This is a genomic window from Paenibacillus sp. MMO-177, from assembly GCF_037147795.1.
Classification (GTDB): domain Bacteria; phylum Bacillota; class Bacilli; order Paenibacillales; family Paenibacillaceae; genus Pristimantibacillus.
This window is the reverse complement of record NZ_JBBCUR010000003.1, coordinates 182241-208845: the sequence shown is the minus strand read 5'-3', so window position 1 is coordinate 208845 and position 26605 is coordinate 182241. Positions and strand designations below refer to the sequence as shown.

The following is a 26605-nucleotide window of genomic DNA, read 5'->3' as shown; positions in this document are numbered from 1 at the left end:
CTATGAATATTCATCATCATTACCCGAAGTCTTATCCGCGCGCCCAAGAGGTGACGGTTAAAGTAAACGGCCGAGAGGTGGATGTGCTTCGCACAAACGTTGCTTATTTCGCTCCGGCTTCCTATTCCGGTTCTGCCGTAGTCGAGATCGAGGCAGCTTCGCCGATCCGTTCCGTGGCGATAAGCCCTCTAAAGCTGAATATTCCGGTGGAAATCTCGGGCAATACCGCGCGTTTTACGTTGACTGACAATCGGTATCTTCATCTAAAGATTGAAGGTATCTCGCTGCCCTTGTTCTTCTATGGAAATGAGGAGCAGGCGTATGACGGCAAAGCGACGTTTTACTTCAAGGGCGGACAGGTCTATGAGGTTGGCGAGCTTGTCCTTCGCGACAATGAATCCATCTATATTGAAGGCGGTGCCGTAGTCAAAGGCAGCGTCCGCGCAAGCGGCGCGTCGAATATTAAAATCTACGGCAATGGCGTGTTGGACGGCTCTTATTTCCGCGGCACGAGAGATTACCGGACAATCCTGCTGTATGACTGCTCCAACGTGAAAATTCAGGACATTATTATGGTTGAACCGCCATGCTGGATGATTATGCTGGCGAACTGCCGTCACGTGCATATCGACCGAATCAAGCAGATTGGCGAGGTAGTCAGCTCCGACGGGATTGATATTGTCGGCTGCCAGCATGTCTTAATCGAGAACTGCATTCTCCGCAACAATGATGACTGCGTGGTTATTAAAGCGTTTGACTGGTCGGAGAATCCGGACAGTCCCATGCTGTATGCGGCTAAAGACGTGCATGGCATTGAAGTACGCTCCTGCGTCTTCGTCAACGGACCATCAGGCAACGCGATTGAAATCGGCCATGAGTTGACGATTGACGAAGTAAGAGAGGTTAAATTTCACGACATCGATATCGTCTCCGTTAACGGTTACGGCGCGGCGCTCAGCATTCATGTAGGCGATAGGGCAACCGTGCGGGATATTGTATTCGAGAATATCCGCATCGAGCATTATTACGATAAGCTGATCGACTTCCGGGTCATGCGCTCCATGTATAACACCGATAAAGAAAGAGGACATATCCAAGATATCTTGCTGAAGGATATTGAAGTGACCTCGTCGGTGTACAACCCGGGGTATTCCATCTCCGTGATAGGCGGATACGACGCCGACCATCTTGTTGAGCGCGTCACCTTCGACAACTTCAAGCTAGGCGGTTTCAAAATCATGAATGGCAACGAGCTTGACCTCTTCGTGAAAGAAGCAAAAGACATCTGGTTTAAATAACAGCCGATTATCCACCTTTTTCGAACGATTTTCCTACCGTATCGGGAAATTGGCTTTTTATACTTACATTAGGAGGGCATCTCGTTTATGCGGGTAGATGTATCCAAAATACCTTTTAGTTATCCCGGCTCTTATTTCGCCATTAATCGGATGGGGACCTACGAAGATGAGCCGGAAGGCCTTTATATAAGATCTCTTCATAAGGACGTTTATCGGCAGCGGGTGGCAAGACTGGTACTGCTTCATGAGGGGAAGCCCGTTCCGTTCGCGGAAGAAGCGTCCGCCGCAAGCATCACCTTGCGGTCGGAATTTGGCAGCGCCGTTATTTGCTTCGAGGACCCGATAACCTTCCAGGTTCGAGCGGAGCGGGCAACCGTCCGGTTTGAATTTATGAAAGCTTCTCATGTCGTTCCTTACGGGGAGAAGCAATGCGAAGTGAATTCGGACGGTTCGCGCGAGCATATCCGGCTGACCTCCGTTTCGGGAGATTTGCTCGTCAATACGAGCTGGAACGGCGATAATGCGGATTACGTCAACATCGACTTTACACCAGCAGCAGATTCCGAAACGGCTGAAGGCATTCTGGAACTGTACCGGGATAGTATTACTTGGAAGGAACGAACGTACTCCTCCTTTCAAGACAGCCTGCAGGCAGCAGCGGATAAGTTCGCGGCGTATGAACAAGCTTCGCTTCAGCTCCCCGAACGTTATTCGGAAGCGAGGCAGCTGGCCGTCTATTTAAACTGGATGGTACAGGTTCGGCCTTACGAGAATATTACGCGGCCAACGATGTATGCTTCCAAGAGCGGCATGTGCGGCATCTGGAGCTGGGACCATTGCTTCCATGCGATGGCGGTTGCGAAGCAGGATCCGGAGCTGGCTTGGCATCAGTGGATGCTTGTTTTTGATCACCAGGACCGGTTCGGGGCTTTACCGGATACGATCACGGACAACTACCTGGTAAGGGGTTATGTAAAGCCTCCAATCCATGGCTTCGCGCTGAGATGGATGATGGAGCAAACGGATTGGGTGACGAACGACCATCTGCTTGAAGCTTATCCATCGCTCGTAAAATGGACGGAATGGTGGTTCAATCACAGGGACAGCGACAAGGACGGCATGCCGGAATATCATAACGGTAACGACTGCGGATGGGATAACAGCACCATCTTTGCGGATGGCATGCCGCTTGAAAGTCCCGATCTCGCAACTTATTTGATTCTTCAAATGGACACGCTTGAGATCATCGCGAGAAAGCTTGGTATGCTAGCCGAAGCAAGCAGCTGGAAAGCCAGGTCGCAGAAGCTGCTGGGCAACATGCTCGAGCATTTTGTCCATGACGGCAGGCTTAAGGCTAGACGCGCCGGCAATCATGAGTTTGTGGAGAGCAAATCGTTAATTCTGTATCTCCCTTTATTGCTCGGCGAGAAATTGCCCAAGGAGCTCCGGGACCGTATGATAGAAGAGCTCAAAGTCGAAGGAGCTTTCCTTACCGAGTATGGACTCGCAAGCGAGCGTCTGGACAGCAGCTCGTTCGAAGAGGACGGATACTGGAGAGGACCGATCTGGGCACCTCCTATGTTCCTATTGTCCCATGCTTTGCGAGAACTAGGCGAAGAGGCATTTTCCAAGGATCTTGCGGGAAGGTTCTGCAATCTGGTCGCGAAGAGCGGGATGGCCGAGAACTTCCATGCCAAGACCGGACGGGCTTTGCGCGATCCGGGAATCACGTGGACGTCGAGCATTTTCTTGATGCTTGGCAGCAAATATGTATAACTTATAGAGGTAACGCAAATATGGGATGTCTTCCGCCAGCGGGGGCGTCCTTTTCCTATACAGAGCAGCGGGGGATCAGGATGGTAAAAGGATTAGCGAGAATTGTACGAACCAATACATTGATGTTTAAATTAGGCAGCGTCATGACGCTTAATCTTCTAATCCCGATTCTTCTGATCGGCAGCATATCCTATTACTCGATTTATTCCATTCTTCAAAATAACATCGAGAAAGGCGTACAGAGCCGGATGAAGGAGATTGAGCATTCGATACAATCTTCCCTTGATAATCTGGGCTATGCATCCAGGCAGCTTACCTTAGACGGGGATATTGGCAAGCGTCTGGAGCAATATATGAATCCGACCATCCCGAACAACCTGAAGTCTGAAATCCAGAGCGATATTGAATCGCGGCTGATGTTAATCAGCTATGCGAACCAAGGCCTTGGCCCGATGTATTATTTTATCCCGGAGCAGCAGATGAATCTGTTCCAGACGATGCTGCTTAAGAAAAACGTAGATCCCATGCAGTATCCAACCCTGTTTACGGATCCGCTAACCTTGTACCAAGGGCCTCATCCGAGTATTTATTTGTACAGCGACAATATTGTGTTCTCGATTGTTCAGGAAATGACGGGCAACAAGAACCTGCCCAAAACCTATGTCTATATCGAAACCAACTTCAAAGTCTTTCAGGATCTATTCCCGAAAGACGCCTTTGGCTTTAACGTGAATTACCTTATTCTCGATTCATCGAATAAAATTTTATACAGCGATTTGACCGATTCATATCCGATTAACTCCGAAATGTCATTATCCGGCTCGCAAAGCCAGGTAATTAACGATAAAGGGAAAAAACTGTTTGTCGAGCGCGGCGAAGGCAACTGGTCCATCGTTGCGGTGGTAAACAAGAGAGATTTGTCTGACGAGATTATATCCTGGTCCATCCGCTATGGGGCCATTGCAATCGGATCATTAATCATTTCCCTGCTGCTTGCCTGGATGACCTGGAGGTTCATTAACCAGAAGCTGAGTCTGCTCAAGGAAGAGATTAAACAGACGACCGATCTTCAGTTCGACCGTCCTTATGTTCCGATGAATATTATCGAATTCGACGAAGTCGTGGACCGATTCTATCTGATGAGGACGCGGATCCGGGATCTTATCGTCGAGGTGGAAGAGAAGGAGAAGAATAAACGAAAGCTGGAAGTACAGAAGCTGAAGTATCAAATCAATCCGCATTTCATTCATAACACGCTGAACACCATACAATGGATCGCAAGAATGCATAAACAGGAGGAAATCGTCAATCTGGTCTCTATATTCTCCAGGATTTTGCACTATAACCTGGGGAAAGAAGGGGAGATCGTCCATCTGCGCGAGGAAATATCCGCTCTGAAGGATTACGTAGCGTTGCAGAAGATTCGTTACAATCACCACTTCCATGTGCTCTTCGAGATTGAAGCGGATACGGAGGAGCTGCCGATTATACGGTTCCTGATTCAGCCCTTGGTTGAAAATGCGATGTATCATGCTTTTACCGATGATAACGGGCAAATAACGGTTCGCGTGTTCAAGGAAAACGAAGCGTACTTCATTATTGAAGTGGAAGATAACGGGCAGGGAATGGATCCCGAAACGATCCAAAGACTCCTATACTCGGATAACGAGAAGCGGAAGAGCGGCATGGGAATTGGCCTAAAATTCGTCAATCATATGATTCGGGAATATTTCGGCGAGGAGCATCAGTTCGAAATATCCAGCGAGCTTGGCAAAGGGACTAGGATAAGAATACGTCTTCCCATTCTGGACAAGGAGGCTGTGCAATGAAGACATTAATCGTAGACGACGAGCATTTTGTGAGAAAAGGACTGATCCTGACGGTCCCGTGGAAGGAATACGGATTTGATATTGTCGGAGAAGCAGAGAACGGGCAAAAAGCGCTGGAACAGCTGTCCGCGCAGCCTATTGATGTACTGATTACGGATTTGACCATGCCCAAAATGTCGGGCTTTGAACTAATGAAGGAGGTCCAACAGCAGTATCCCCATATCTGGATTGTCGTGCTTACCTGCCATCAGGATTTCGGTTATGTGGTGGATGCCATGCATGCCGGAGCCATCGATTACCTAGTCAAGACGCAAATTGAAGAAGGCAAGATGGAAGAAGCGCTCGCCAGAATCGAGAAGCGGATCAGCGATGGAACCAGGCACCGGCAGCTGGCGGTTGTTCAGAAGGCTTCATGCCCAGAGCTTATTCTTGTGCCCACGAGAGCAAACGGGAGGCCGGACGCTATTCCTTGGCCGGTCTCGCCAACGATTATTCCGATTGAACAAGGCTGCTTCCGGATTGCCGACTACGGTTTTTACGACGTAAAGCCGCTTCATAAGTTTTGGGAGGATGAACAGTTGTACGAAAGCTGGATTCCCGTCGTATGCGAATCGGCCCCGGAGAAGGATTTCATGACCACCAAGGAATGGGTTGCGCAAGTGAAGGAAAGCGTCTTTTACCGTTTTCGGAGAGATCTTCCTTCTCCGGTGCGATTCCAACCCGTGGTTAACCGTTCCTTGAAAGGAACGGAGCAGCTTGAGAAGATTGACCGATTGTTTCATTCCTTGCATTGGATATTCGACACCGGATTGTTTCAGACCTGGATTCAGCTGGTGGAGGAAACAGAACCAAATTCAACGTACGTTAGCGATAAAGTAGGCAAGTTCCTGAAAGCGTTGTCCGCTATTAACGGCGCTCCTGGGGGGCTTGACGAGAATAAATCAGTGATGGAGCAGCGGAACTGGCATGAGCTGCTGCAGAGCTTAATCGAATTGAGACTATACCTGCAGCAGCGCAATTTCCCGGAAGAGACGGCAATCGGCATTTATAAAGCGATTCTGCTCATCCATGACGAATTGTCGGAAAACCTGAATCAGGAAAATGTCGCGCAAAGAGTAGCCCTAAGCCGAAGCTATTTCGGCCAATGCTTCCGTCCGATTGCAGGCATGTCGTTCCACGAGCTGTTAACGGAAATGCGAATCCGCAAAGCGGAGGAGCTTCTTGTCGCAACCAATGATTATATTTATTCCGTCGCCGAGCAGTCCGGTTTCCAGGACGAGAAATATTTCAGCAAGGTATTCAAGCAGCATCGTTATTTGCTTCCAAAGGAATACCGGGAGAAGTACCGCAAATGATCGATAGAAAAATGAGTGAACGCAGTAGGAAAAATGAACGAAGAGTTCGCGGGCAAGCATGATTTTGCAACTAAACTGCAATCTGTTATCTACCGGACCCCGACCATAACTACGAGTAGAATTTCGGGCTCGCTTGTTAAAATAAGAGAAGAAAAGGGCGCGAACGGCAGTTAGCGCCCTTTTCTAAAAATGACAGGGAAATGAGGGGGATTCATGCCATTATCCAAAAACAGTTATCACTATTTGCTCATGCTGATTCCCGGACTGGCTTTGCTTGGCTTATTCAGCATTGCGCCCATGTTCGGCATTATTATGGCGTTTCAACATTTTAATCCGGGTAAAGGAATGTGGCATTCTCCTTTAGTCGGTTTTGAAAACTTCAGCTATATGTTCCATAACCAGGCAAGCTGGCAAGCGATTCGCAACACCTTGATTATTTCCGTTTCCAAGATGGTAACGGGCCTGATCGTTCCCGTCGTATTCGCTCTCTTCCTGAACGAAGTGAGACAAATGTTCTTCAAGCGAGTGGTGCAGACGATTGTTTATCTCCCGCATTTTCTATCCTGGGTTATTATCGCGGGGATCATTAAAGATATTTTGGGTTCCAACGGTTTGATCAATGTAATTCTCGGCCATCTTGGCGTACACGATCCCATTCTGTTCCTCGGCAGCAATTCGTGGTTCCGTCCGATCCTTGTCGTGACCGACGTGTGGAAAGAGTTCGGTTTCTCGGCCATCGTTTATTTGGCTGCGCTAACCAATATTAATCCGTCTCTTTACGAAGCCGCGGATATCGATGGGGCTACCCGCATACAGAAAATCAGGTATATCAGTCTTCCAGGCATTACGACAACCGTCATTCTGCTCGCGACATTAAGCCTTCAAGGCGTACTGAATGCCGGATTTGACCAAGTATTTAACTTGTATAACCCGGTTGTAGAGCCTACAGGCGATATCATCGATACGTACGTCTACCGCATCGGCTTTGAACAGGTCAATTACGAATTAGGTACTGCGGTCGGTTTGTTTAAGTCAGTCATCAGCTTGCTCTTAATTGCCACGGCGTACAAACTGGCATCGAAATTTGCGGGCTATCGCATCTTTTAGAGGGAGGGACAACCAATGATCGCCTCAATTCGGAAGAAGAAATCGGGCTTTGATTATATGGTCTATTTGCTTATGCTTCTCATTATGCTGTTATCCATTGCGCCTATGCTTCATACGTTATCCGTCTCGCTGAGCGCGCAGGCCAAGGCGGAAGCGGGACTAGTCTCCATCTTTCCAAGGGACATCACGTTTCAATCCTATGTAAGCATTTTCAAGGACGCAGCGTTTTTCAAAGCGGCTTGGGTTTCGGTTCAACGGGTTGTCTATACAACGGCCGGGAGCTTCCTTGTAACGCTGCTGCTCGCGTTCCCGTTATCGCGTGATCCGAGACAATTTCCATTGCGTAATCCTTTTATGTGGCTCCTTATCTTCTGCATGCTGTTCAGCGGAGGTCTTGTTCCTTTCTATATGATCGTGAATGATCTGGGATTGTTCGACAAGATGGCCGCGCTCGTCTTGCCGGGGATCGTTAATGTCTACAATACGATTCTTGTCATCAACTTCTTCAGGAGCATTCCTAAAGAATTGGAGGAATCAGCCGGTATTGACGGGGCGAATCCTTGGCAAATGCTGTTCCGGATTTTTCTGCCCTTATCGATGCCGGTGCTTGCAACCGTTTCCCTGTTTACCATCGTGGGGACATGGAATGAATATTTGAACGGCTTGCTCTTTATCCGAGATCCAGCAATGATGCCGCTTCAAACGTACCTGCAGTCGATCTTTATCCAGATTGACCCGTCCCGCATGACGAGCCAGGAAATTATCGAAGCAAGCCTAGTATCCAACAAGACGCTGAACGCAGCAAAAATCATTTTGTCTCTCGTTCCGATTATTGCGATTTATCCGTTTTTGCAGCGCTATTTCATTCACGGCATTATGATGGGTTCCGTCAAAGAGTAGATATACGATAGAGGAGAAATTAGGATGAATCAAAAATTGAAAGTCGGTATTATAGGAGCCGGCACAATCGGCAAAGTACATGCATCATACTTCCAGCAGCAGCAAGATACCGAGGTTGCGGCTATTGCGGACGTGCAGCTTGCGGCAGCCCGTCAAGTGGCAGAACAATTCGATATTCCGACCGTGCACGAGAGTATCGACGCCTTGCTGCAAGACAAGCAGATCGATGCGGTTGTTATCGCGGTACCCAATCTCTTTCATGAAGCATTGGTCATTCAGGCTCTGAAGGAAGGAAAACACGTCCTGATCGAGAAGCCGCTGGCCATTGATCTGAAGAGCGCAAGAAACATCGTAAGAGCACAGAAGGAATCCGGCAAAGTGGTTATGATCCCGCATCAACTACGCTGGGATGCTGTTTCCTTGGCGATTAAGGAGCAGGCGGCAAAAGGAGCGCTTGGTCAGATCTATTACGCAAAAACGGGATGGTTCCGCAGAAAAAACATACCGGGCTGGGGCTCCTGGTTCACCCAGCAGAAGCTGTCGGGGGGCGGGCCGCTGATCGATGTTGGCGTTCATATGCTGGACCTCGCCATCTACTTGATGGGCAGCCCGAAGCCGGTATCCGTCTTCGCGGCCGCTTATTCCGAATTTGGCGGGAAGAAGAAAGGAATCGGTACTTGGGGAACGCCGAATTGGAATGGCAGCTTTGATGTAGAGGATCTGGCATCTGCCATGATCCGTTTCGATAACGGCGCTACCCTGCAGCTTGAAGTGAGCTGGGCAGCCCATACCATCGCTGAGAATAATGGTTCGTTCCTTCATCTGATGGGCTCTGAGGGAGGGGCAGCCATTCAAGGCGATACCGGCAAATTTCTTTTGGAACAATTCAATCGTACGGGCGACATTGACATTACTTCTTCGTCAGCGGCAGAAGATCCGCGTTCGCTCATGATTCGCCATTTTACCGATTGCATTCAGCAGAAGGCAGAGCCTGTCACAAATGCTTACAGCGGTTTCGTAAACATGGCGATAATTGAAGCTATATATGAGTCCGCCCGCGAAGGCAAGCTTGTCGAAGTAGACATGGGAGGACTAGAAGAATGAAGCTGGCATTCATGACAGCCAACTATGTGGCTGAAGCTCTTCAATATCGTCCCGGCCTAGAATGGGGAGCATACCAGGAGGAGACCTTCCGCAAGTTTCACAGCGCTTCATTCGGCTATGAATTCGAACGGCTGGTGGATCGAATCAAGCAATTAGGCTTTGATGCGTTGGAGCTATGGGTGGCCCATCTTGATCCCGTTCAAGCCACGCCGGAAATGATTCGTACGGCTGTAAGCATGCTGGAGCGTTACGAGCTGCAAGTTGTTTCCTATACGCCGTCCTTCCGCACGCCGCATACCGGGAAGGACGAAATAAAGAAGATCTACGAGACAGCCAAAGCGATTGGCGCACCCGTGCTAGCCAATGGTTTTCACCCATCGAATGCCTCAGCCATCTTTGAACTAGGCAGACAGTTTCGCATCAAATACGGTATCGAGAATCATCCGGAGAAAAATGCGCAGGAAGTACTAAGCCAGATTGACGGCTTCGTCCCTTGGATAGGCTCGACGCTAGATACGGGCTGGTTCGCCACGCAAGGATTCGACCCCGTTCGAGCCGTACAAGAGCTGAAGGAACATCTTGTCCACGTTCATCTCAAGGATGTCGTAGCAGCGGGATCACATGATTCCTGTGCGCTAGGGCAAGGCATCGTTCCGGTCGCGGATGTGATAAGCGAGCTTAAAGCTATAAACTATCAAGGCGCGCTTACCATTGAGCACGAACCGATGGATCATGATCCTTCGGATGAAGTAAGGGAAAGCTTAGTCTATGTAAAGAAGCTGCTTAACGGCGACCTCTGATTATTCAGGGGTCATTTTTTTGTTGACGGTTGACGTTTTTCCCCGATAATCTTAGTAGGACAGGAATTTTGAGCGATTTGGGTGGAAGAATGAATGAAAATGCTTACATTAAACAGAAGAACATCCGCCTTTTCTCTACCAAGCTGCGTCCAGTATTCTGACGGCTATTTCCCTATGGATTGGTACAATGAACTTGTTTGAAAGACATTTAATAAGGGGGAAATAAGAAATGAAGCGCAGCAAAAAAGCATTATCCGTTATTTTTGCATCTTGCTTGATGTTCTCCATGGCAGCCTGCTCCAACAACTCGAATGAAAACGCTGCAAAAAATTCAAACACCGCAGACGCAACCGCAAGCGCGAGTGCGGAGGCCAGCGCAAGTCCAAGCCCGGATGCGGCTTTTAATCCGATGGCACCATACAAGGACGTTGTGAATTACACGGCAATCAAAAGCATTAATCAGGATCCAAAGTTTCCGGCAGGCCAAAGCTATGAGAAAAACGCTTTTCAGGATTATGTGGAGAAAACCTTAAACGTCAAAGGAAAGCTGCTGTGGACAGCGCCTTCCGATGGCGATCAATACGCGAAGAAGCTGTCGCTGGACATTGCGAGCAACCGCATTCCGGATATTTTCCCGCTTGAAGGACAGACAACCGTCAGCATGTTAAATACGTTGGTTCAGGGCGATATGATTGAAGACTTGACGCCTTACTTCGAGAAATACGCCTCACAGAAAGTGAAGGACCGCTATGCAGCGAATAAATACGCGTTTGATACCGTATACTTTGGCGGTAAAATGATGGCCATCCCTTACGGGATGGAAAAAGAACAGCCAATGCTCGTATGGGTGCGCGAAGACTGGCGCAAGAAGCTGAACCTGCCCGAGCCGAAGACCATCGATGATATCCGCACCATCTCGAAAGCGTTCACAACCCAGGATCCGGATGGCAACGGCAAGAACGATACGTTGGGTCTCGTGGCGCAAAGCAACAGCATGTACAGCTCCCAATTCGACCTTCATACGCTTGATGCGATCTATTGGGCAATGAATGCTTTCCCGGCAACCTGGATGCAAGGAGAAGACGGTACCGTGAAATATGGCGGTATCCAACCGGAGGCAAAAGCCGCTCTTTCCGTATTGCGCGATATGTACAAAGAAGGCTCGCTCGACAAGGAATACGGTCTGAAAGACGGCGGCAAAACAACGGAAGACGTAAGCTCCGGCCGTGCGGGCATGGTGTTCGAAGCTTGGTATGCTCCTTATTACCCGCTCGGCAATACGATTCACAATAATCCGAACGCGGATTGGAAGGCTTATGCACTGCTTAGTTCCGATGGCAAATTGAATGTTGGTTCGAACCCAAGCCCAGGCGGCTACATGGTTGTGAAAAAAGGCTTTGCGCATCCAGAGCTTCTCATTCAATTGATCAATTTGTCGACCGAATTCCAAGACAAAACGATCCCTGAACTGGTTCCGGTTAGCGAAGAATATCAAAAAGCAGGCACGGTATCGGTTGCAGCGCATGCGCAATACGTGGATTTGAGCGTTAATGATCCTGCGCTGATTTATAACCAACAGAAGAAATATAACGATATTCTGGCGGGCAAAGCCGATGAGAGCATTCTTCTGCCTACGGAAGTTGACGGTCTGAAGCAGCTTCAGGCGGAGATCAGCAATCCGCTCGAGAACATCTTGAAGGGCAAGCCTACGGAAGAGGAACTGAACACGGCGATTGCCAATCGGATCGGTTACCTCGCTTACAATAACGCGATGAAGGTTGTAACCGACAATGAGAAAAACATCGTTGTGACTCCAAACGTATATGGCGGTCAAACCGAAACGATGACGAAATCATGGGCAGACTTGCAATCCCTGCAGAAACAAACGTACCTGAAAATTATTTTGGGCTCGCAGCCGCTTGATACGTTCGATACCTTCGTATCGCAATGGAAAGCGCAAGGCGGCGACAAGATTACGCAAGAGATTCAAGCTGAAGTGGATAAGAGAAAATAAGCAACGTGTCGACAAAGACGCAAGCCGGCTACAGAGGGTTTGCGTCTTTTTTTGCTACCTTGCGCAATCAGTTGTCCCTCTCTTCCGGAATCCGTACCTACTTATAATAGGAATTATTATTGTACGAAGGTGGAGTAACTGGCTGTTATGCGCGCTTGTCTATGCGGAGAAGACACAAGACCACAAGACCGCTCATGGCTGGCGGATAAAATGGTGATCATCAAGAGCTGCTTCTCCAGCATGCTGAACCGGGATCATCATAATGCCGGACAAAGAGACGGGATAATGGATATGGAGAGCAGCAGGACAAATGGCGGCGCGGAAATTACGACCTATGACAGCCTGGATGTCTCGCTTGGACAATCCCGTCGGAATATCTATATCGCGAGCAAATGCTGGGCGGTCTATGTGATGCTGGCGGAATGGTTTGAGCGCGAAGGGGAGACAGAGCTTGCCTGCCAAGCGGCAGAGCAGGCTGCCCGCTGTGCGTCAACGGTGATGTCAGGGGTGGAGGAGGACGGTACGATACCGGCGATATTGGATGGGGAGAGCGTATCCCGCATCATTCCTGCCATTGAAGGGCTTGTTTATCCGTACGCAGCAGGTTTGTTTGATGTTTATGGCAAGGAAAGCCCGTATGCGGGTTATATAAGCGCCTTGAAGGAGCATTTGGAGAAAGTCCTTGTCCCCGGCGTATGTCTTTTTGCGGGGCGGGTGGCGGTTATCGTCGACAAGCATCAACTCTTGGTCCAGCAAAATCTATTTGAATCAGTATGTCGCTAGAGAGGTGCTTGGAGTCCATCAGCCAGAGCAGCAAAGAGCAGCCGATTACGCTCATGCCTCATGGCTCAAGGATGCGCAGAATGCCTATTGGGCATGGAGCGACCAGACTCATGCGGGACTCGTAAAAGGAAGCCGGTATTATCCGCGCGGCGTAACCTCGATTCTATGGCTGGAAGAACAACGGGGTAAATAAAAACAAAATAGCAGGAACAGTTAGGACACCTTCATTGCATTGTTTGGAGGTGTCTTTTCTATACGCGGCCTGCAGCCTGGTAAGAGAATGGGATTCATGTAGTGGGAAAGAACGCTGATTCGATGGCATCCAAAGCAAACGCTCCGGCCAAGCTCCGGCATTCCTTCCTACCCCGATCATTCTCTTCTCTCACTCTATTTTTCAGCCGCATCGTATACACTCTTACACGAAAGGAAAATATCCAAAAAAAGGAGTGGGGAAGTCGTAATTGCATCATTTTGCAACCGCTTACAGAGAAAGTTGAACGTTGATGACCAAGAAGGGGGAGGAACGCGTGGCAAGACGTAAGAAGAGAACGTTTTTTATCATGCTTATCGTAACTTCAGCACTATTCGTTCAATGTTTAGGAAGCGTTTCCAACAAAGCTATGGCTCAAGAAAACGGAGAGATCATCCATAACGGGGATTTCTCGCAAGGGCTTTCGGAATGGTGGCTGGATACGGGGAAGACATCTTTTGAGACAACAGACGGATGGTCCACCTTTACGCCATTAATAAATGACGATAGGTGGGCGCAATCGTTAGGACAAACAACAGGCGCTCTTTCCAAGGACGTAGAATATACGTTTTCCTTTGATGCGAAAGCTCCGGCGGAGCGGGTAATCGAAGTATGGCTCCGGGCGGCGGGAAGCGACGGCAATACGGTTGTTCTGTCACAGCAGACGCTGACGCTCGGACAGGAGAAGCACTACTCGGTGACCTTTACGCCTGCAGAGGATTTGGAAAGCGCTACGCTGCAAATTCCGTTCGGCGGCGATATGACGGCCTTTTCCTTAAAACAAATCTCCATCCGTCCGACCACAAGTGGAGCGCCGGGAGGCGAAGAACCCGGAGATGGAAACAGCGGCGGCACTACTCCGAAGCCACCGGCTAATACCCTGCTGCTTAATCCTGGCTTCGAGGATGGTATAAATAATTGGCAGGCATGGGGGGAAGGCTTCACGGCTGCAAGCGATGCCACGCATATGGGCGGCGCCAGTCTGAAAGTGATGCTGAACAATGGAGGCCGTCAAGTAGTCACTCTTCAACCAGGGAAGTCCTACAAACTTGGCGTATGGGGCAAAACAGCGGGGACGGGGGAAGGCACGCAAACGGCAACGGTCATGATCAATTACAAGAAGCCAGGGGATGCTTCTTCCCAGACTTACGGTTCCTTCCAGTTTGGCCCCGAGAACACGGAATTCACTTACAAGGAGATAACGTTTGAGACACCGGATGACATGGCCCGAGAATGGGGGACGCAGTTCGTATCCATCTGGAGCGAAGGCGCCGACCAGGTCTACCTGGATGATTTCACATTGAGCGAGGTTTCGGACGGGAGTTCTGGAGAGGTTCCTGAAACTCCAGCTTCACCGCACTCCTTAACCGGGCTTAAAGTTGACGGTACGGCTATTCCTGATTTTTATCCCGATACTCACACTTATTATTATGATCTTCCAGTCGGAACCACGGCCGTACCGGCAGTCACGGCAACGGCGCAAGAAGGCAATCGGGTAACGATTGAACAAGCTGAAGGATTGCCTGGACAAGCGGTTATTACCGTATCCGATAGTGAAGGAACGAACCTCTATATCGTACACCTCCGGCTCGTTCAGCCTGCGGCGATTAACGAGAGCTTTGAGACAACGGAGGTTGGTGGACTTCCGGAAGGCTGGACCAAGAATGGCAGCAATCCCGACGAAGGTACTTATGAGGTCGTTTCGCAGGATGGAGGCAAGCTGCTGAAGGTGAAGCATGACCTGCAAAACTCCCCTAACGGTCTTACGAAATCGTTTGACCCGCAGACGGGAAACTTTACTTTTGAATACCGCATGAAAAACACGGACCAAGGAGCCGTATCGATCGTCCGTCTATGGGACAGCGCATCCGGCCGGGATGCCTTGTCGCTTGTTGAGGCTTGGGGTCTGCGCTTCAATATGGCCGGCGAAAACTTTGACAGTACGGAAGCTCCGGGGCACCGGATCGTGGATGGCGATTTCAATACGAGCGAATGGCGCGATTATAAACTGATCGTTCACGTTCCTACGCATACCTATGATATTTACTTAAACGGCGAATTGAAGCAGCAGAACATTCCGTTCCTCGGGGATGTGGACAAGATTGACCGCATGTCTATCGGACATATCTTCTGGTCCACGGCTACAACGACCTTAATCGATGACGTAAGATTGCAGCCGCTTCCGTTCGTGAACAATCATGTCAGGAATGGCGATTTCAATAACGGTTTAGAACATTGGTCCGTATCGGGAAGCGGCGCTGAATTGTCTAATGATCACGGGCGCGGAAAAATCGGCATCGAAGCTGGCAAAGGTCCGGCTGTTGTAAAGCTGGATGGCGCTGATGTGGCTCTTGGACAAAGCTATACGCTGCGGTTTTCCATGAGAGGGAATAAGCCGGCCGATGTAAACGTGAAGATCTCCGGGAACGAAGGCGAGGATTTGATCAAGTCCGCCGTAATCGGGACTGATGAAGCTCCCGGTCAATACGAAGTAACCTTTACGCCAGGGGCTGACGTCAATGCTCCGCAGATAACGTCGATAACCTGGACGATTAACGGAGATTCGTCGGCGAACTGGACCGGCTATCTCGATCATGTCCAGCTTCTCACTTCCGATGCCGTCGTCCCGCTGCCGGAACCGTCGGAATCGGTGGCGGTTGATTGGATCAAGGTTGCCGATGGTGAGACGGAGCTTCCATACCCGGGAGTCGGTTTTAAAGAAGCGTCTGTTCAATTCGTCAACGAATCGTTTACGACTCTTCTAACGACCTATGTAATAGAATTACGCGACGCTTCAGGCGAGGTTTTGGACCGGTCAACGGTACGGTCGGAAGCTTCCGTATCCGAATCTTCCATTATTCATGCCGGATTTATCATTCCGGGCAATGCAGCCGGATACCGCATTTATGCTTACGCAATTAATCCCGAGCAATCGGCTGCTTATTCCCCGGTTATTGCGGCTGATGTGTCTTAACGGGAAAGGATGGAGGGAACTACCATGAGAAGAAACAGGAAATGGCTCAGCACCGTGTTTGCGTTTGTTTTGCTCATCCAGGGTTTTAGTTTTATAGCAACGCCAAGCATTCAAGCCTCGCCGGCCGAAGAGACGGTGCAGCCCTGGGAATGGAACAGCGTTAATCTTCAGGGAATGGGCTGGGTTACCGGTCTTGTCGCGCAGAAGACGGCTCCGTATCTGATGTATGCAAAGACGGACGTTGGCGGCGTATACCGTTACGTGCGCGAGGAAGACCGCTGGGAACCCTTATCGGACTGGCTCAGCTTGGATAATCGCCATGGCTACGCCGTAGAGAGCATAGCAATTGATCCGGGTGCTGCTGATGATGTTTATATGGCCGTTAACGGTTCTTATAGCGAAGGCGGAGAAATCTATGCCTCCCATAATCGCGGCGAGACGTGGGCAGCTACCGGCATGGGAGCTAAAGATATTTACATGGGAGGAAACGATGCGCTTCGCTCCGAGACGGGAGAGAGGCTTGTGGTTGACCCGAACCGTTCCGGCAGTCTGTACTTCGCCTCGCGCGCAGACGGATTATGGACGAAGAAAGGCAATGCTGCTTGGTCCAAGTTGACCGGCGGTCTCCCGAATACGCCAACCTGTCAGGATAAAGCGGGCTGCGGCGGGTTTTCGTTTGTTGCCTTCGATAAGAATTCGGGTACGACGGCATCGGGGGATACGAAAATATTTTATGTCGGCGTCTATGAGGACGGCGTCTATAAAACGACTGACGGCGGCGCAAGCTTCGCGAAGCTCGGCGGCACAACGGGCAGCGAGTTCAATCATTTCTTCCGCGCCGCGGTGAATGAGAACGGTACCTTGTTTGTAACAAGCGGACAAACGATTCTGCGCGCGGAGCGCACAGACTCGGCGCTTGCCAAGGTGTTTGACTCCAATGATCACGGCGAAATCGTGCAGAAGACGGTTGTAGGGATCGATATCGATCCGTCCAACGCTTCGCTTATCTACGCGCAGGCCGGTGATTCCGATGCGGGCAATGCCTGGATGTACGTGAGCTCGGATGAGGGCCTGACCTGGAGTCTTAAGCAGGAGCGCAAAGGAATCGAACCGGAGTATTATCCGGAATGGTGGTCGAACCATGAGCGCGCGCCGCTTGTAGTCGATCCGATCGATCCTACGATTGCATGGACTTCAACGGGCTTTGGCATCTTGAAAATCCGGGGAATCAACACCGATACGCCAATTGCCGATGCCAATATGCACGGCATCGAGGAGCTGGTAGGCTATATCGCCAAGGTACCGCCGCTTGCGGGCGGCTTCGACGTGCATGTCGGGTCGGCCGACTCCGCGGGCTTCTCGGTACGGGATCGCAATACGGTGCCTGACACGAGACTGATGGGCCAGAAATACGACGGCCCGCCGATGTGGGGCATTAATTTGACCCAGATGTCGGGGCTTGATTACAGCTACCAGAATCCGAACGAAATGGCTTATATGGGCTATCATCAGTTCGCGCTCTGGAACGGTGCGCCGTTCCATTTCTACGGGACAACGCATGACGGCGGACGTCATTGGGAGGAATCCGCCATTCCGTCAACCATGGAGACTACGGGCGGAATGATTGCTATGTCTTCCACAACGCCGAGTCGTCTGATCTGGTCTCCTTATAACGGCTATATGAAGTACAGCGAGGATGGCGGGAGGACGTGGAAGGATGCGAGCGGGATTGAAAGTCAGGTATTTGGCCATCTGTATGAGCGTAACAGCTACTGGTGGAGCTCCACGCAGAATCTGGCATCCGACAAAGTGAATGGCAGCAAATTCTATATGTTCACGGAAAAGGATTCAAAGATTGCGCAATTTTATATGAGCGAGGACAGCGGCAAGACGTGGAAGAAGACGTATACCGGCTACGAGGCGCAAGGCGATGAGGATTACACCGCAATCAATCCGGAGCATAAGGTAAACTTTGCGGCTCTTCCATTCGTGAAGGTCAAAGTTAACCCAGCCAAGGAAGGGGATGTATTCCTGGCCTCCAAGCAAGGAGATTTCGGCGATGACCACGCGGGCAAATATTCGAAGCTGTACCGCTCCACGGATGCTTCGATGTCCGACTTTATGGAAGTACCTAACGTTCAAGCAGCCGTAGACGTTGCTTTCGGCAAAGGCGACAGTCCCGACCAGCCTTATATTTACCTGTACGGTATCGCGAACGGCGACAGCACTTCCGGCGTGTATGTATCCAAGGACAATGCGAAGAGCTGGCAGAAAATCACGGATAACCGCCATTCCTTTGGCGTGGCGAACAGCATCGAAGCCGACATGCGTTATAAGGACCGCGTATATTTGTCGCTTGAAGGCCGCGGATTCGTGTACGGCCAGCCTGCCGGACTACCGGAAGTAAGCATTTCCGGCATTCAGTCCGATGATGAGCTGCCAAATGCGGTTCAAGCCGGACGAGTCTACAAGGCAGGGGCTAGCGTTGCCATTCAGGCAGATGCAGCCGCGGCATCCGGAAGCTCGATCTCTAAGGTTGAATTTTTTGAAGGCGATAAGAAGCTGGGCGAAGATACAACGGCTCCATATTCGTTGCAAATAGATAGCGTTACGCCGGGAGACTATTACATGGTTGCCAAAGCAACGGATAGTCAGGGCCGAGTGCAATACTCGTCACCGCAGGATTTCAGTGTACGTGAGTTGACCGAGGTGACCGGCATCAGCTACAAGAACGGATCCGGGCAACCGCTTACCGCTCTTGCCGGCGGTCAGACCATTAAGGTAGAGACGTCCGTTCAGAACAACACCGGCATTGAGCAGCAAGTGAATCTGGTTGCTGCGCTCGAGGATGGTCAAGCGAATCCCGTCAAGCTGGTCAAGACAACGGCAAGCTTGAAAGCAGACGGCAAGGCTGTTCTTGGAGCGGAATTAAAACTGCCGGAAGCCGTAGACGGCCATATCGTGAAAGTATATGTCTGGGATAACGGCCAATCTGCCAGCCAACCTGCGATATCGACGATCCCGGATACAGCGGCGCCTACTTGGCCGAAGACCGCGAAGCTCTATTATACGGAACGCGGAGATACTAGCGTGAAGTTGTACTGGGCGAATGCAGCCGATGATTTCGGCGTCTCGCGTTACGAGGTTTATCAAGACGGCGTAGCGGCTCCAATCGCAACCGTTGACGGGAATGCCGTGCGTCAGTTCACGGTTACGGGTCTTGATCCGAACACGGAATATACGTATCGCATTGTTGCAGTGGATGGGGAAGGTACAGCTTCCGAACCGCTTGGACCTGTTCAATTACGAACGTTAGCGGCGGATACGGAAGCGCCATCCGGGACAGGAACAACGACTCCTTCAAGCGCGTCCGATCCAACCGTGAAAGGCGCGATAATTCAAGCAGTTCCGAGCATAAACGGAACGAATGCCGCCTTGCATCTTAAGGCGCAAACCATAAGTGATGCTATCCAAGGTGCTTTGAAAGACAAGATGGATGCTATCTCTATAGAGATAGCTGCCTCAACGGGGAAGTTCGATTCGCTAGATCTTGATATTCCGGCTGCATCCGTATTGGAAGCCAAGAAGCAGGGGATTAACCGGATTGGAATTGTAACGCCATTCTTTACGTTGACGTTGTCGACAGAAGCAATTGCCGGACTTCATGCCGATGATCAGACGATTAAGCTGCAAGTCAGCAAGATTGCCGCTTCGGACAGCGCAGGCAAGCTTGTCTATGTCTTCAACCTGTTGGTAGACGGAACAGCCGTTCATACGTTTAACGGTTATCATCCTGTGAAAGTCGAAATTCCTTACAGCCTGCAGTCCGGTCAAAAACCGGGCACGACTATTGCTTCTTATGTAGGCGAAGGCGGCAAATTGGAGCCGGTGAAAAACTCGCGTTATGACGGCCTGTCCGGCATGCTGGTCTTTTATCCGCCGCATTTCAGCCAATATGCCATCACGTCATCATCGCCATCCTTTACGGATGTAGGCTCGGTCAAATGGGCACAAGAGGCGATCAACGGATTGGCCGCACGACAAATTGTCAATGGCGTGCAAGAGGGACATTTCTCCCCTCAGAACAAGGTCACCCGAGCTGAATTTATCACGATGCTGATCCGTACTTTTGATTTGCAGCAGCCGAGTGCCGTGTCTTCCTTTACAGACGTGAAGCAGGGGGCTTGGTATGAGCATGAAGTGGCCTCTGCCGAGAAGCTGGGAATGGTGAAAGGTTATACGGACGGCAGCTTTGGCGTGAACCGTACGATTACCAGGGAAGAGATGGCTGCTATGATCTGGAATGCGGCTAATGCCTTTGATTTGAAGCCAAGTACCGGCAGTCCGGCAGCCGGGTATGCCGATGAGGCTTCCATCTCCTCTTATGCCAAGGAAGCCGTTCATCAATTAAGCGGAGCGGGATTATTAAAAGGCTGCGGAAACGGAAGCTTTATGCCAGGCGAAAGCGCAACGCGCGCTGAAGCGGCCGTGCTGATTTATCGTATTTTGCAAGCCGCTGACTAATCTGTTTTTTCAGCGGGAAAAGGTGGAACGAATAGGCTTGCGATAAGCGTATTCGTTCCGTTAATACACGGCAGCAAACAACTAGAGGTGATAATTAATTATTTTGAAAACGCTTTAAAGATGCGGGTCTAACCGGGTCTTAAAATAACCGCCTTGTCGGCTTAATCCCGGGAAGACCGATAAGCGGATGACATAGATTCGTTTTCTGTCAAAGAATCAAAATTTCTTCAGTACAAGGAGGAACAAGTTATGTTTAAGAAAGGCACTGCCATTATCGCGGTTGTAGCGCTGCTTGCGCAAATTTCTATTCTATCATTCAAGCCTGCAACCGCCGAGGCGGCAACAAGCGATATTTCCGCGTCTTATGATTGGCAGCAATTAAAAACGGGTGGAGGCGGTTTCGTAACCGGAATCGATATTCACCCTAACGGGAATGTGATTTACGCACGTACGGATGTAGGCGGGGCCTATCGTTTAAATGATGCGAAGACGGGCTGGATCCAATTAGTAACCGCGGGTAGCATGCCGGATGAATCGCCCGGGGGACATAAAGGAGTCGTTAGCATTGTTTCGGCACCAAGTAATGCGAATACAGCTTACATGGCGTTTGGGGACAGCGTCTACAAAAGCAGCAACAAAGGGGATACCTGGAGCAAGACAAATGTATCGGGACTAGATAATAATGCGAATGGTGACGCCCGTACGACAGGCGAAAGGCTTGCGGTTGACCCGGCAAACGAGAATGTTGTTTACTATGGCACTATTGGAAACGGCCTGTATGTAACACGCAATGGAGGCGGCAATTGGTCGGGCGATTCGGGGATTCCAAGCACAGGGGAAAGCGTTCATGGCGTGCAGGACGTGGCAATTGACCCTGGCAGCGGCACAGTGAGCGACGGCGGCATTACCCGGACCAAAACGGTATATGCGTCCGTATATGGCAAAGGCATTTACCGGACGGATAACGGTGGCAACAGCTGGTATAAAATTACGGGCTCATGGCCAGCGGACAATGGGAACTACACCGATATGGAGATCGTCTCCGGCGTATTGTACGTGTCTGGAGGCGGTGTATGGAAATATGCCGGAGGAAACTGGACGCAAATCAATAACAATTCGGATATTTGGAGCATTGCGGTATCGCCATCCAACCCAAGTAAAATTTTTGCTTTTAACGGCGGCGGTACACCTTATCGTACGACGGACGGCGGGGGACAATGGACGCAACTCGATAAGAACCGGACAGCCGGTTCCGGCGACGTTCCATGGCTGTCCTGGACGGATGAAGGCTGGATGTCGGTCGGCAACGTCGCTTTTGACCCTGTAGTTCCAGATAAGCTGTGGTTTGCGCAAGGCATCGGCGTTTGGACCTCTACGGATATTAACGATAGTCAATTAACATGGACGTCCTTAAGCGCGGGCATTGAGGAGATGGTGTCGAACGATATCGTTGTTCCGCAAGGCGGCAAGCCCGTGACGGCGTTCTGGGATCGGCCTTTATTCTATCATGCGAACAATGACCAATATCCTTCTCAGCATCAACCAAGCTCCAGGTTCAATTCCGCTTGGGATCTGGACTATTCGTACAACAATCCGAATTTCCTAGTTGCCAGCATCTCGGATCACCGCTTCTGCTGCGAGAGCGACGGACAAGCCTATCCGAGTGGTTATTCGACCGATGGAGGTCAGACTTGGACTCCGTTCGCATCGGTACCGTCCGACATGCATTTCGGAGATATTGCCGTAGCAGCCTCGGACACGAATAATATCGTTTACTTACCGACCAGCAACCGGACGCCGTATTACACGACAAATCGCGGACAGTCGTGGAATCCTATCCTTTTACCGGGAACCGAGAATTCATATGACAATGGACAATATGTTGGCGGATCGCATTTTGCCTACTACTTGAACCGTCATGCTCTGGCAGCCGATACGGTTAACGATCATACCTTCTATCTGTATCATAGTGATAAAGGCTTGTACCGTACGACAAACGGCGGTCAATCATGGAGTCTTGTCAATACCACGCTTCCAAAAGGCTGGGCAGTAGGCTGGTTTAACCTGACCCTGAAATCGGTACCCGGCAAAGCGGGTCATCTTTTCCTTACTTTTGGTCAACTCGACGGGGCATCGTATTCGCTATACCATTCCATTGACGGCGGTACGACATGGACAGAGATCAGCGCGGTAAAAGATGCAACGTCTATCGGATTTGGCAAAGCGGAAACAAGCGGCGGATATCCCGCTATCTATCTTGCTGGGAAGGTAGAAGGAGATTACGGTGTATGGCGATCCACGGATGAAGGAGCGAACTGGAGCAAGATTGCAACCTATCCGAAAGGCATCTACGATAATGTCTCTGCCATTGACGGAGATAAGGATGTTTTCGGCAAAGTGTATGTAGGGTTTAAAGGAAACAGCTTTGTATACGGAACGCTTAGCGGCAGCAACCCGCAGCCCGGAGATTCCGGCATAGGCAGCGGAACGGGATTAAACGGTACTTACTGGAACGGACTTAACTTCGAGCAATGGGTAGCGAACCGGACCGAAAATATTGATTTCGACTGGGGCGAAGGAGCTCCCGTGCCCGGCATGAACACCGACAACTTCCTCGCCCGATGGACAGGTTTCGTCCAGCCGAGATATAGCGAGACCTATACGTTCTACGCCACATCGGACGACGGTGTCCGTGTATGGGTGAATGATCAGCTTATTATCGACAAGTGGATCGACCAGGCGGCGACGGAGTGGAGCGGTACCATCTCCCTTCAGTCCGGGCAGAAATACAGCATTCGCGTGGATTATTACGAGAAAACAGGCGGCGCATCAGCGAAGCTGGGCTGGTCGAGCGCAACCCAGGCGAAGCAGATTATTCCGGCGTCTCAGCTTTATACGCAGTAAGCGGAAAGCATGAAGAAGACCAAGGCAGCCTAAAGCTGCCTTGGTCTTCTTGTCATTTCCACTACGAATTAAGAAGTGAGAAAACGTTAAGATGAAATTATTGTTTTTATAATCAATTAGTTATATAAATAATGTTTAACGTATATTATAATCCGAAATATAAAGCGCTTTCATAAATTAGTGAAGTCTGCAGCTTCCTAAAAGGTGCTTACCCTCAGCCATACAACTCCATGCAGCGCCTGCCATCCTTGTAAGATCCGACTCGTAATGCAGTTTTGAATCCCTGACGGAAGTCCGGATTTCCGCTGCTTATACATGACCGTTCCCGGCTTCCGATCTCCTATCGAAAAGAGGAAAGATAATGGGAAAAAAGTTAAAAAGGATGTGGGTAAAAACAATAGGCTTGGCTTTATTAGCCTGTTTGATGATCATTGGGGAAGCGAATGCGTTTGGCCCTTCCACCATGTACACTTCACCTTCCACGGATCCGGGTCCGGGTACGCTGTACCCAAGGGCCATCCGGTTACAGTACAACGGAACCTCAAACGGCACCATGCTGGCGACTTTTGAGCATTACGTCAACGGAACGCCAACGTTCCCGATTTATCGCAGTACGGACGGCGGCGTATCCTGGACGAAGATTTCGGAAGTAGCCGATACCGTGAACGGATGGGGACTGCGGTACCAGCCTTTCCTGTACGAGCTTCCTCAAGCAATCGGCAATATGCCTGCGGGAACCCTTCTTTGCGCGGGCAACTCGATTCCGTCCGATTTGTCGCAAACGAAGCTTGATTTATACAAAAGCACGGATAAAGGCTTGACATGGACTTTCGTGAGCTCGATCGCTACCGGCGGCCGCGCTGATCCTAACGGCTCTTACGATCCGGTATGGGAGCCGTTTCTTCTCGTCGCTAATAACAAGCTGATTATGTATTACTCGGATGAGCGTGATGCCGCTCATAACCAAAAGCTCGTGCACGTTACTTCGACGAACGGAACGGCTTGGAGCGCGCCGGTTGAGGATATTGCTCTTGCCGACTCGACCAAACGTCCGGGCATGACGACGGTAGCCAAGCTTGGAAACGGCAATTATATCATGACTTACGAATACGGTGGATCGCCAAACGGCAACTTCGCTGTCTATTACAAAATCTCTTCCGACCCCGAGAACTTCGGTGCGGCTACCGATCCCGGTACTCTGCTGAAAACGAGAGACGGACTTGTTCCTACCAGCTCTCCTTATGTCGTATGGGTGCCGGGTACGGGGCCAAACGGAACAATCGCCGTAACCTCTAATTCCAGTTCGGAGCTATTTTTGAATTCCGAGAATGGGGCATCGGATACATGGACGCGGGTAAGTACGGTCGTTCCGCAAGGCTACAGCCGCGCAATTCTGCCTCTGGCGGACAATCACAGCGTTTTGATTCTTTCGGGCGGTCCGCTTGGCAGCGGACACAACTCGGTGACTTACGGCAGCAAGGACTTGGGGGATGCGGCGCAGCTTCACCAAATCGAATCGAGCCGTTATGCCGGATACTATATCCGCCACTACAATTTCCTGGCCCGAATCGATACGAATCCTTCGCCGGTTAACGATTCCAAATTCAGAATGGTACCGGGACTTGCGGATTCGGGCGGCGTTTCCTTCGAGTCCGTCAATTTCCCTGGCTACTACTTGAGACATTACAACTATGTCATGCAATTAAGCCGCAACGACGGAACAACAACATTCCAACAGGATGCTACGTTCTATCAAACGGCGGGACTTGCGAACTCTTCGCAAGTATCGTTCCGTTCCTACAACTTCCCGACTTATTATCTCAGACAATCCAATTACACCAGTATGAGGATTGATCCGCTCAGTTCGTCCAGCTCCACGACGGATAAGCAGGATGCCACGTTTATCATCCATTAAATAAGAAAAGCTGCCGGGAGACCTTCATGTCATTTCGTTAATGCTAGGAATGACATGGCGGGGGACGGCAGCTTTTTTGCATGCAGGATCATGTGAGACTACTGATACATATGCTTGATAGAACTTCGATACAGATTGGGCGTTACCCCTTTATGTTTCTTAAACAGCTGGGAGAAATACGGCGCGCTAAAGCCGCCAATCATTCGTCCGATTTCGTTAACGGAATAGTCCGAATTCTCAAGAAGCGCACATGCTTCGCGAATCCGGCGTCCGGCCACATAATCGGAGATCGTCATTCCGGTCTGCTGCTTGAACAAGTGAGATATATGGTAAGAGGATAAATGGAGTTCCCGGGACAGTAATTCGAGAGAAATGGTATGACGGTAATGCGCTTCGATCCAGTCTACTATTTTCTCGACATGACCGGAGTTTTTATCCATAGCAGCTTGCGTATCGTCTAATTCGAATACGCGCAGCTGAAGATGCTTAAGCAGGGCTAGAAGAAAAAGCACCCGATCCTCAACGCTTGGTTCTCCTCCGGCAAGGGTTCGCATTCTATCATAGTCCGACAGCAAATTCGCTAAAGTCTTGTCTTCGCAAAACGTAAATACCTGGCGCCTCAGCGAACCGTGCATTAAACGTCGCAGAAACGCTTGCATTTTGGGATAGGGCTGCAGATAGGGATCCAGTATTCGGGCATCAAAAGTCAGGTTCGTTCTTATATAGGTAGCGTCGTCCTTTAACGGTACGTCTACTTTATGAAGCTGGTAGGGCTGAAAACAAAACAAGGTGTTAGCCTCAAGCTTATGCTGCTGGCTTTCCAGCGTTACCGTGCCTGATCCTTCATGAATGTACAGCAGCTCAATCCCCTGATGCGCATGAAGCATCAGCCAATTCTCATTGCGGGTTTCGTATCTATATGTAAAGGAAAAAGCGTTAGCTCCAAGATTCATAGGCTGAACGACAGTTGGCATAGCGCACCTCCCGGCAAGGCCAAAATCGCAATTTAGCTACATTATAGCACAACTTGCCTTAAGCCTATGGGATTTATAATGAGGCTATAAAACCTTAT

At 50.2% G+C, this 26605-nt stretch carries 16 protein-coding genes; 15 read left to right on the top strand and 1 reads right to left on the bottom strand.

The window, feature by feature from the left end:
• Positions 1-2 precede the first annotated feature (2 nt).
• From WFK81_RS12030 to WFK81_RS11960, 15 genes are all read left to right on the top strand, one after another.
• Positions 3-1298 (top strand): glycosyl hydrolase family 28 protein, encoded by a 1296-nt coding sequence (locus tag WFK81_RS12030; protein WP_336786665.1) that lies wholly within the window; start codon positions 3-5, stop codon positions 1296-1298.
• 87 nt (positions 1299-1385) lie between these two features.
• Positions 1386-3074, top strand: coding sequence for an amylo-alpha-1,6-glucosidase (locus WFK81_RS12025; RefSeq protein ID WP_336786664.1), 1689 nt, complete (start codon positions 1386-1388; stop codon positions 3072-3074).
• 122 nt (positions 3075-3196) lie between these two features.
• A complete protein-coding gene (locus WFK81_RS12020; protein WP_336787311.1) occupies positions 3197-4903 on the top strand; it encodes a cache domain-containing sensor histidine kinase in 1707 nt (568 codons plus the stop codon).
• Entirely contained in the window at positions 4900-6258 is a 1359-nt protein-coding gene (locus tag WFK81_RS12015) for a response regulator transcription factor (RefSeq protein WP_336786663.1), read from the top strand. Before WFK81_RS12020 ends, WFK81_RS12015 begins: the two co-directional genes overlap by 4 nt.
• Positions 6259-6471: 213 nt before the next feature.
• Positions 6472-7365 (top strand): ABC transporter permease, encoded by an 894-nt coding sequence (locus tag WFK81_RS12010; protein WP_336786662.1) that lies wholly within the window; start codon positions 6472-6474, stop codon positions 7363-7365.
• Positions 7366-7380: 15 nt separating this feature from the next.
• On the top strand, positions 7381-8265 hold the full coding sequence (locus WFK81_RS12005) for a carbohydrate ABC transporter permease (protein ID WP_336786661.1): 885 nt from the start codon (positions 7381-7383) through the stop codon (positions 8263-8265).
• Between the two features lie 24 nt (positions 8266-8289).
• A complete protein-coding gene (locus WFK81_RS12000) occupies positions 8290-9369 on the top strand; it encodes a Gfo/Idh/MocA family protein (RefSeq protein WP_336786660.1) in 1080 nt (359 codons plus the stop codon).
• Positions 9366-10169, top strand: coding sequence for a sugar phosphate isomerase/epimerase family protein (locus tag WFK81_RS11995; RefSeq protein ID WP_336786659.1), 804 nt, complete (start codon positions 9366-9368; stop codon positions 10167-10169). Before WFK81_RS12000 ends, WFK81_RS11995 begins: the two co-directional genes overlap by 4 nt.
• A 229-nt stretch (positions 10170-10398) precedes the next feature.
• Positions 10399-12183, top strand: coding sequence for an ABC transporter substrate-binding protein (locus tag WFK81_RS11990; protein WP_336786658.1), 1785 nt, complete (start codon positions 10399-10401; stop codon positions 12181-12183).
• Between the two features lie 147 nt (positions 12184-12330).
• Entirely contained in the window at positions 12331-12966 is a 636-nt protein-coding gene (locus tag WFK81_RS11985) for a hypothetical protein (RefSeq protein ID WP_336786657.1), read from the top strand.
• Positions 12947-13159: a hypothetical protein gene (locus WFK81_RS11980; RefSeq protein WP_336786656.1), complete on the top strand. Its 213-nt coding sequence runs from the start codon at positions 12947-12949 to the stop codon at positions 13157-13159. The genes WFK81_RS11985 and WFK81_RS11980 overlap by 20 nt, the downstream gene beginning before the upstream one ends.
• Positions 13160-13493: 334 nt before the next feature.
• Positions 13494-16190: a carbohydrate binding domain-containing protein gene (locus tag WFK81_RS11975; RefSeq protein WP_336786655.1), complete on the top strand. Its 2697-nt coding sequence runs from the start codon at positions 13494-13496 to the stop codon at positions 16188-16190.
• Positions 16191-16214: 24 nt separating this feature from the next.
• Positions 16215-20714, top strand: coding sequence for an S-layer homology domain-containing protein (locus WFK81_RS11970; RefSeq protein WP_336786654.1), 4500 nt, complete (start codon positions 16215-16217; stop codon positions 20712-20714).
• A gap of 249 nt (positions 20715-20963) precedes the next feature.
• On the top strand, positions 20964-23618 hold the full coding sequence (locus WFK81_RS11965; RefSeq protein ID WP_336786653.1) for a PA14 domain-containing protein: 2655 nt from the start codon (positions 20964-20966) through the stop codon (positions 23616-23618).
• Between the two features lie 361 nt (positions 23619-23979).
• Positions 23980-25533 carry an AbfB domain-containing protein gene (locus WFK81_RS11960; RefSeq protein WP_336786652.1) on the top strand — a complete coding sequence of 518 codons (1554 nt, stop codon included), beginning with the start codon at positions 23980-23982 and terminating at the stop codon, positions 25531-25533.
• Between the two features lie 98 nt (positions 25534-25631).
• On the opposite strand, the gene WFK81_RS11955 is transcribed toward WFK81_RS11960, so the two are convergent.
• A complete protein-coding gene (locus tag WFK81_RS11955; RefSeq protein WP_336786651.1) occupies positions 25632-26507 on the bottom strand; it encodes an AraC family transcriptional regulator in 876 nt (291 codons plus the stop codon).
• Between the last annotated feature and the right edge of the window lie 98 nt (positions 26508-26605).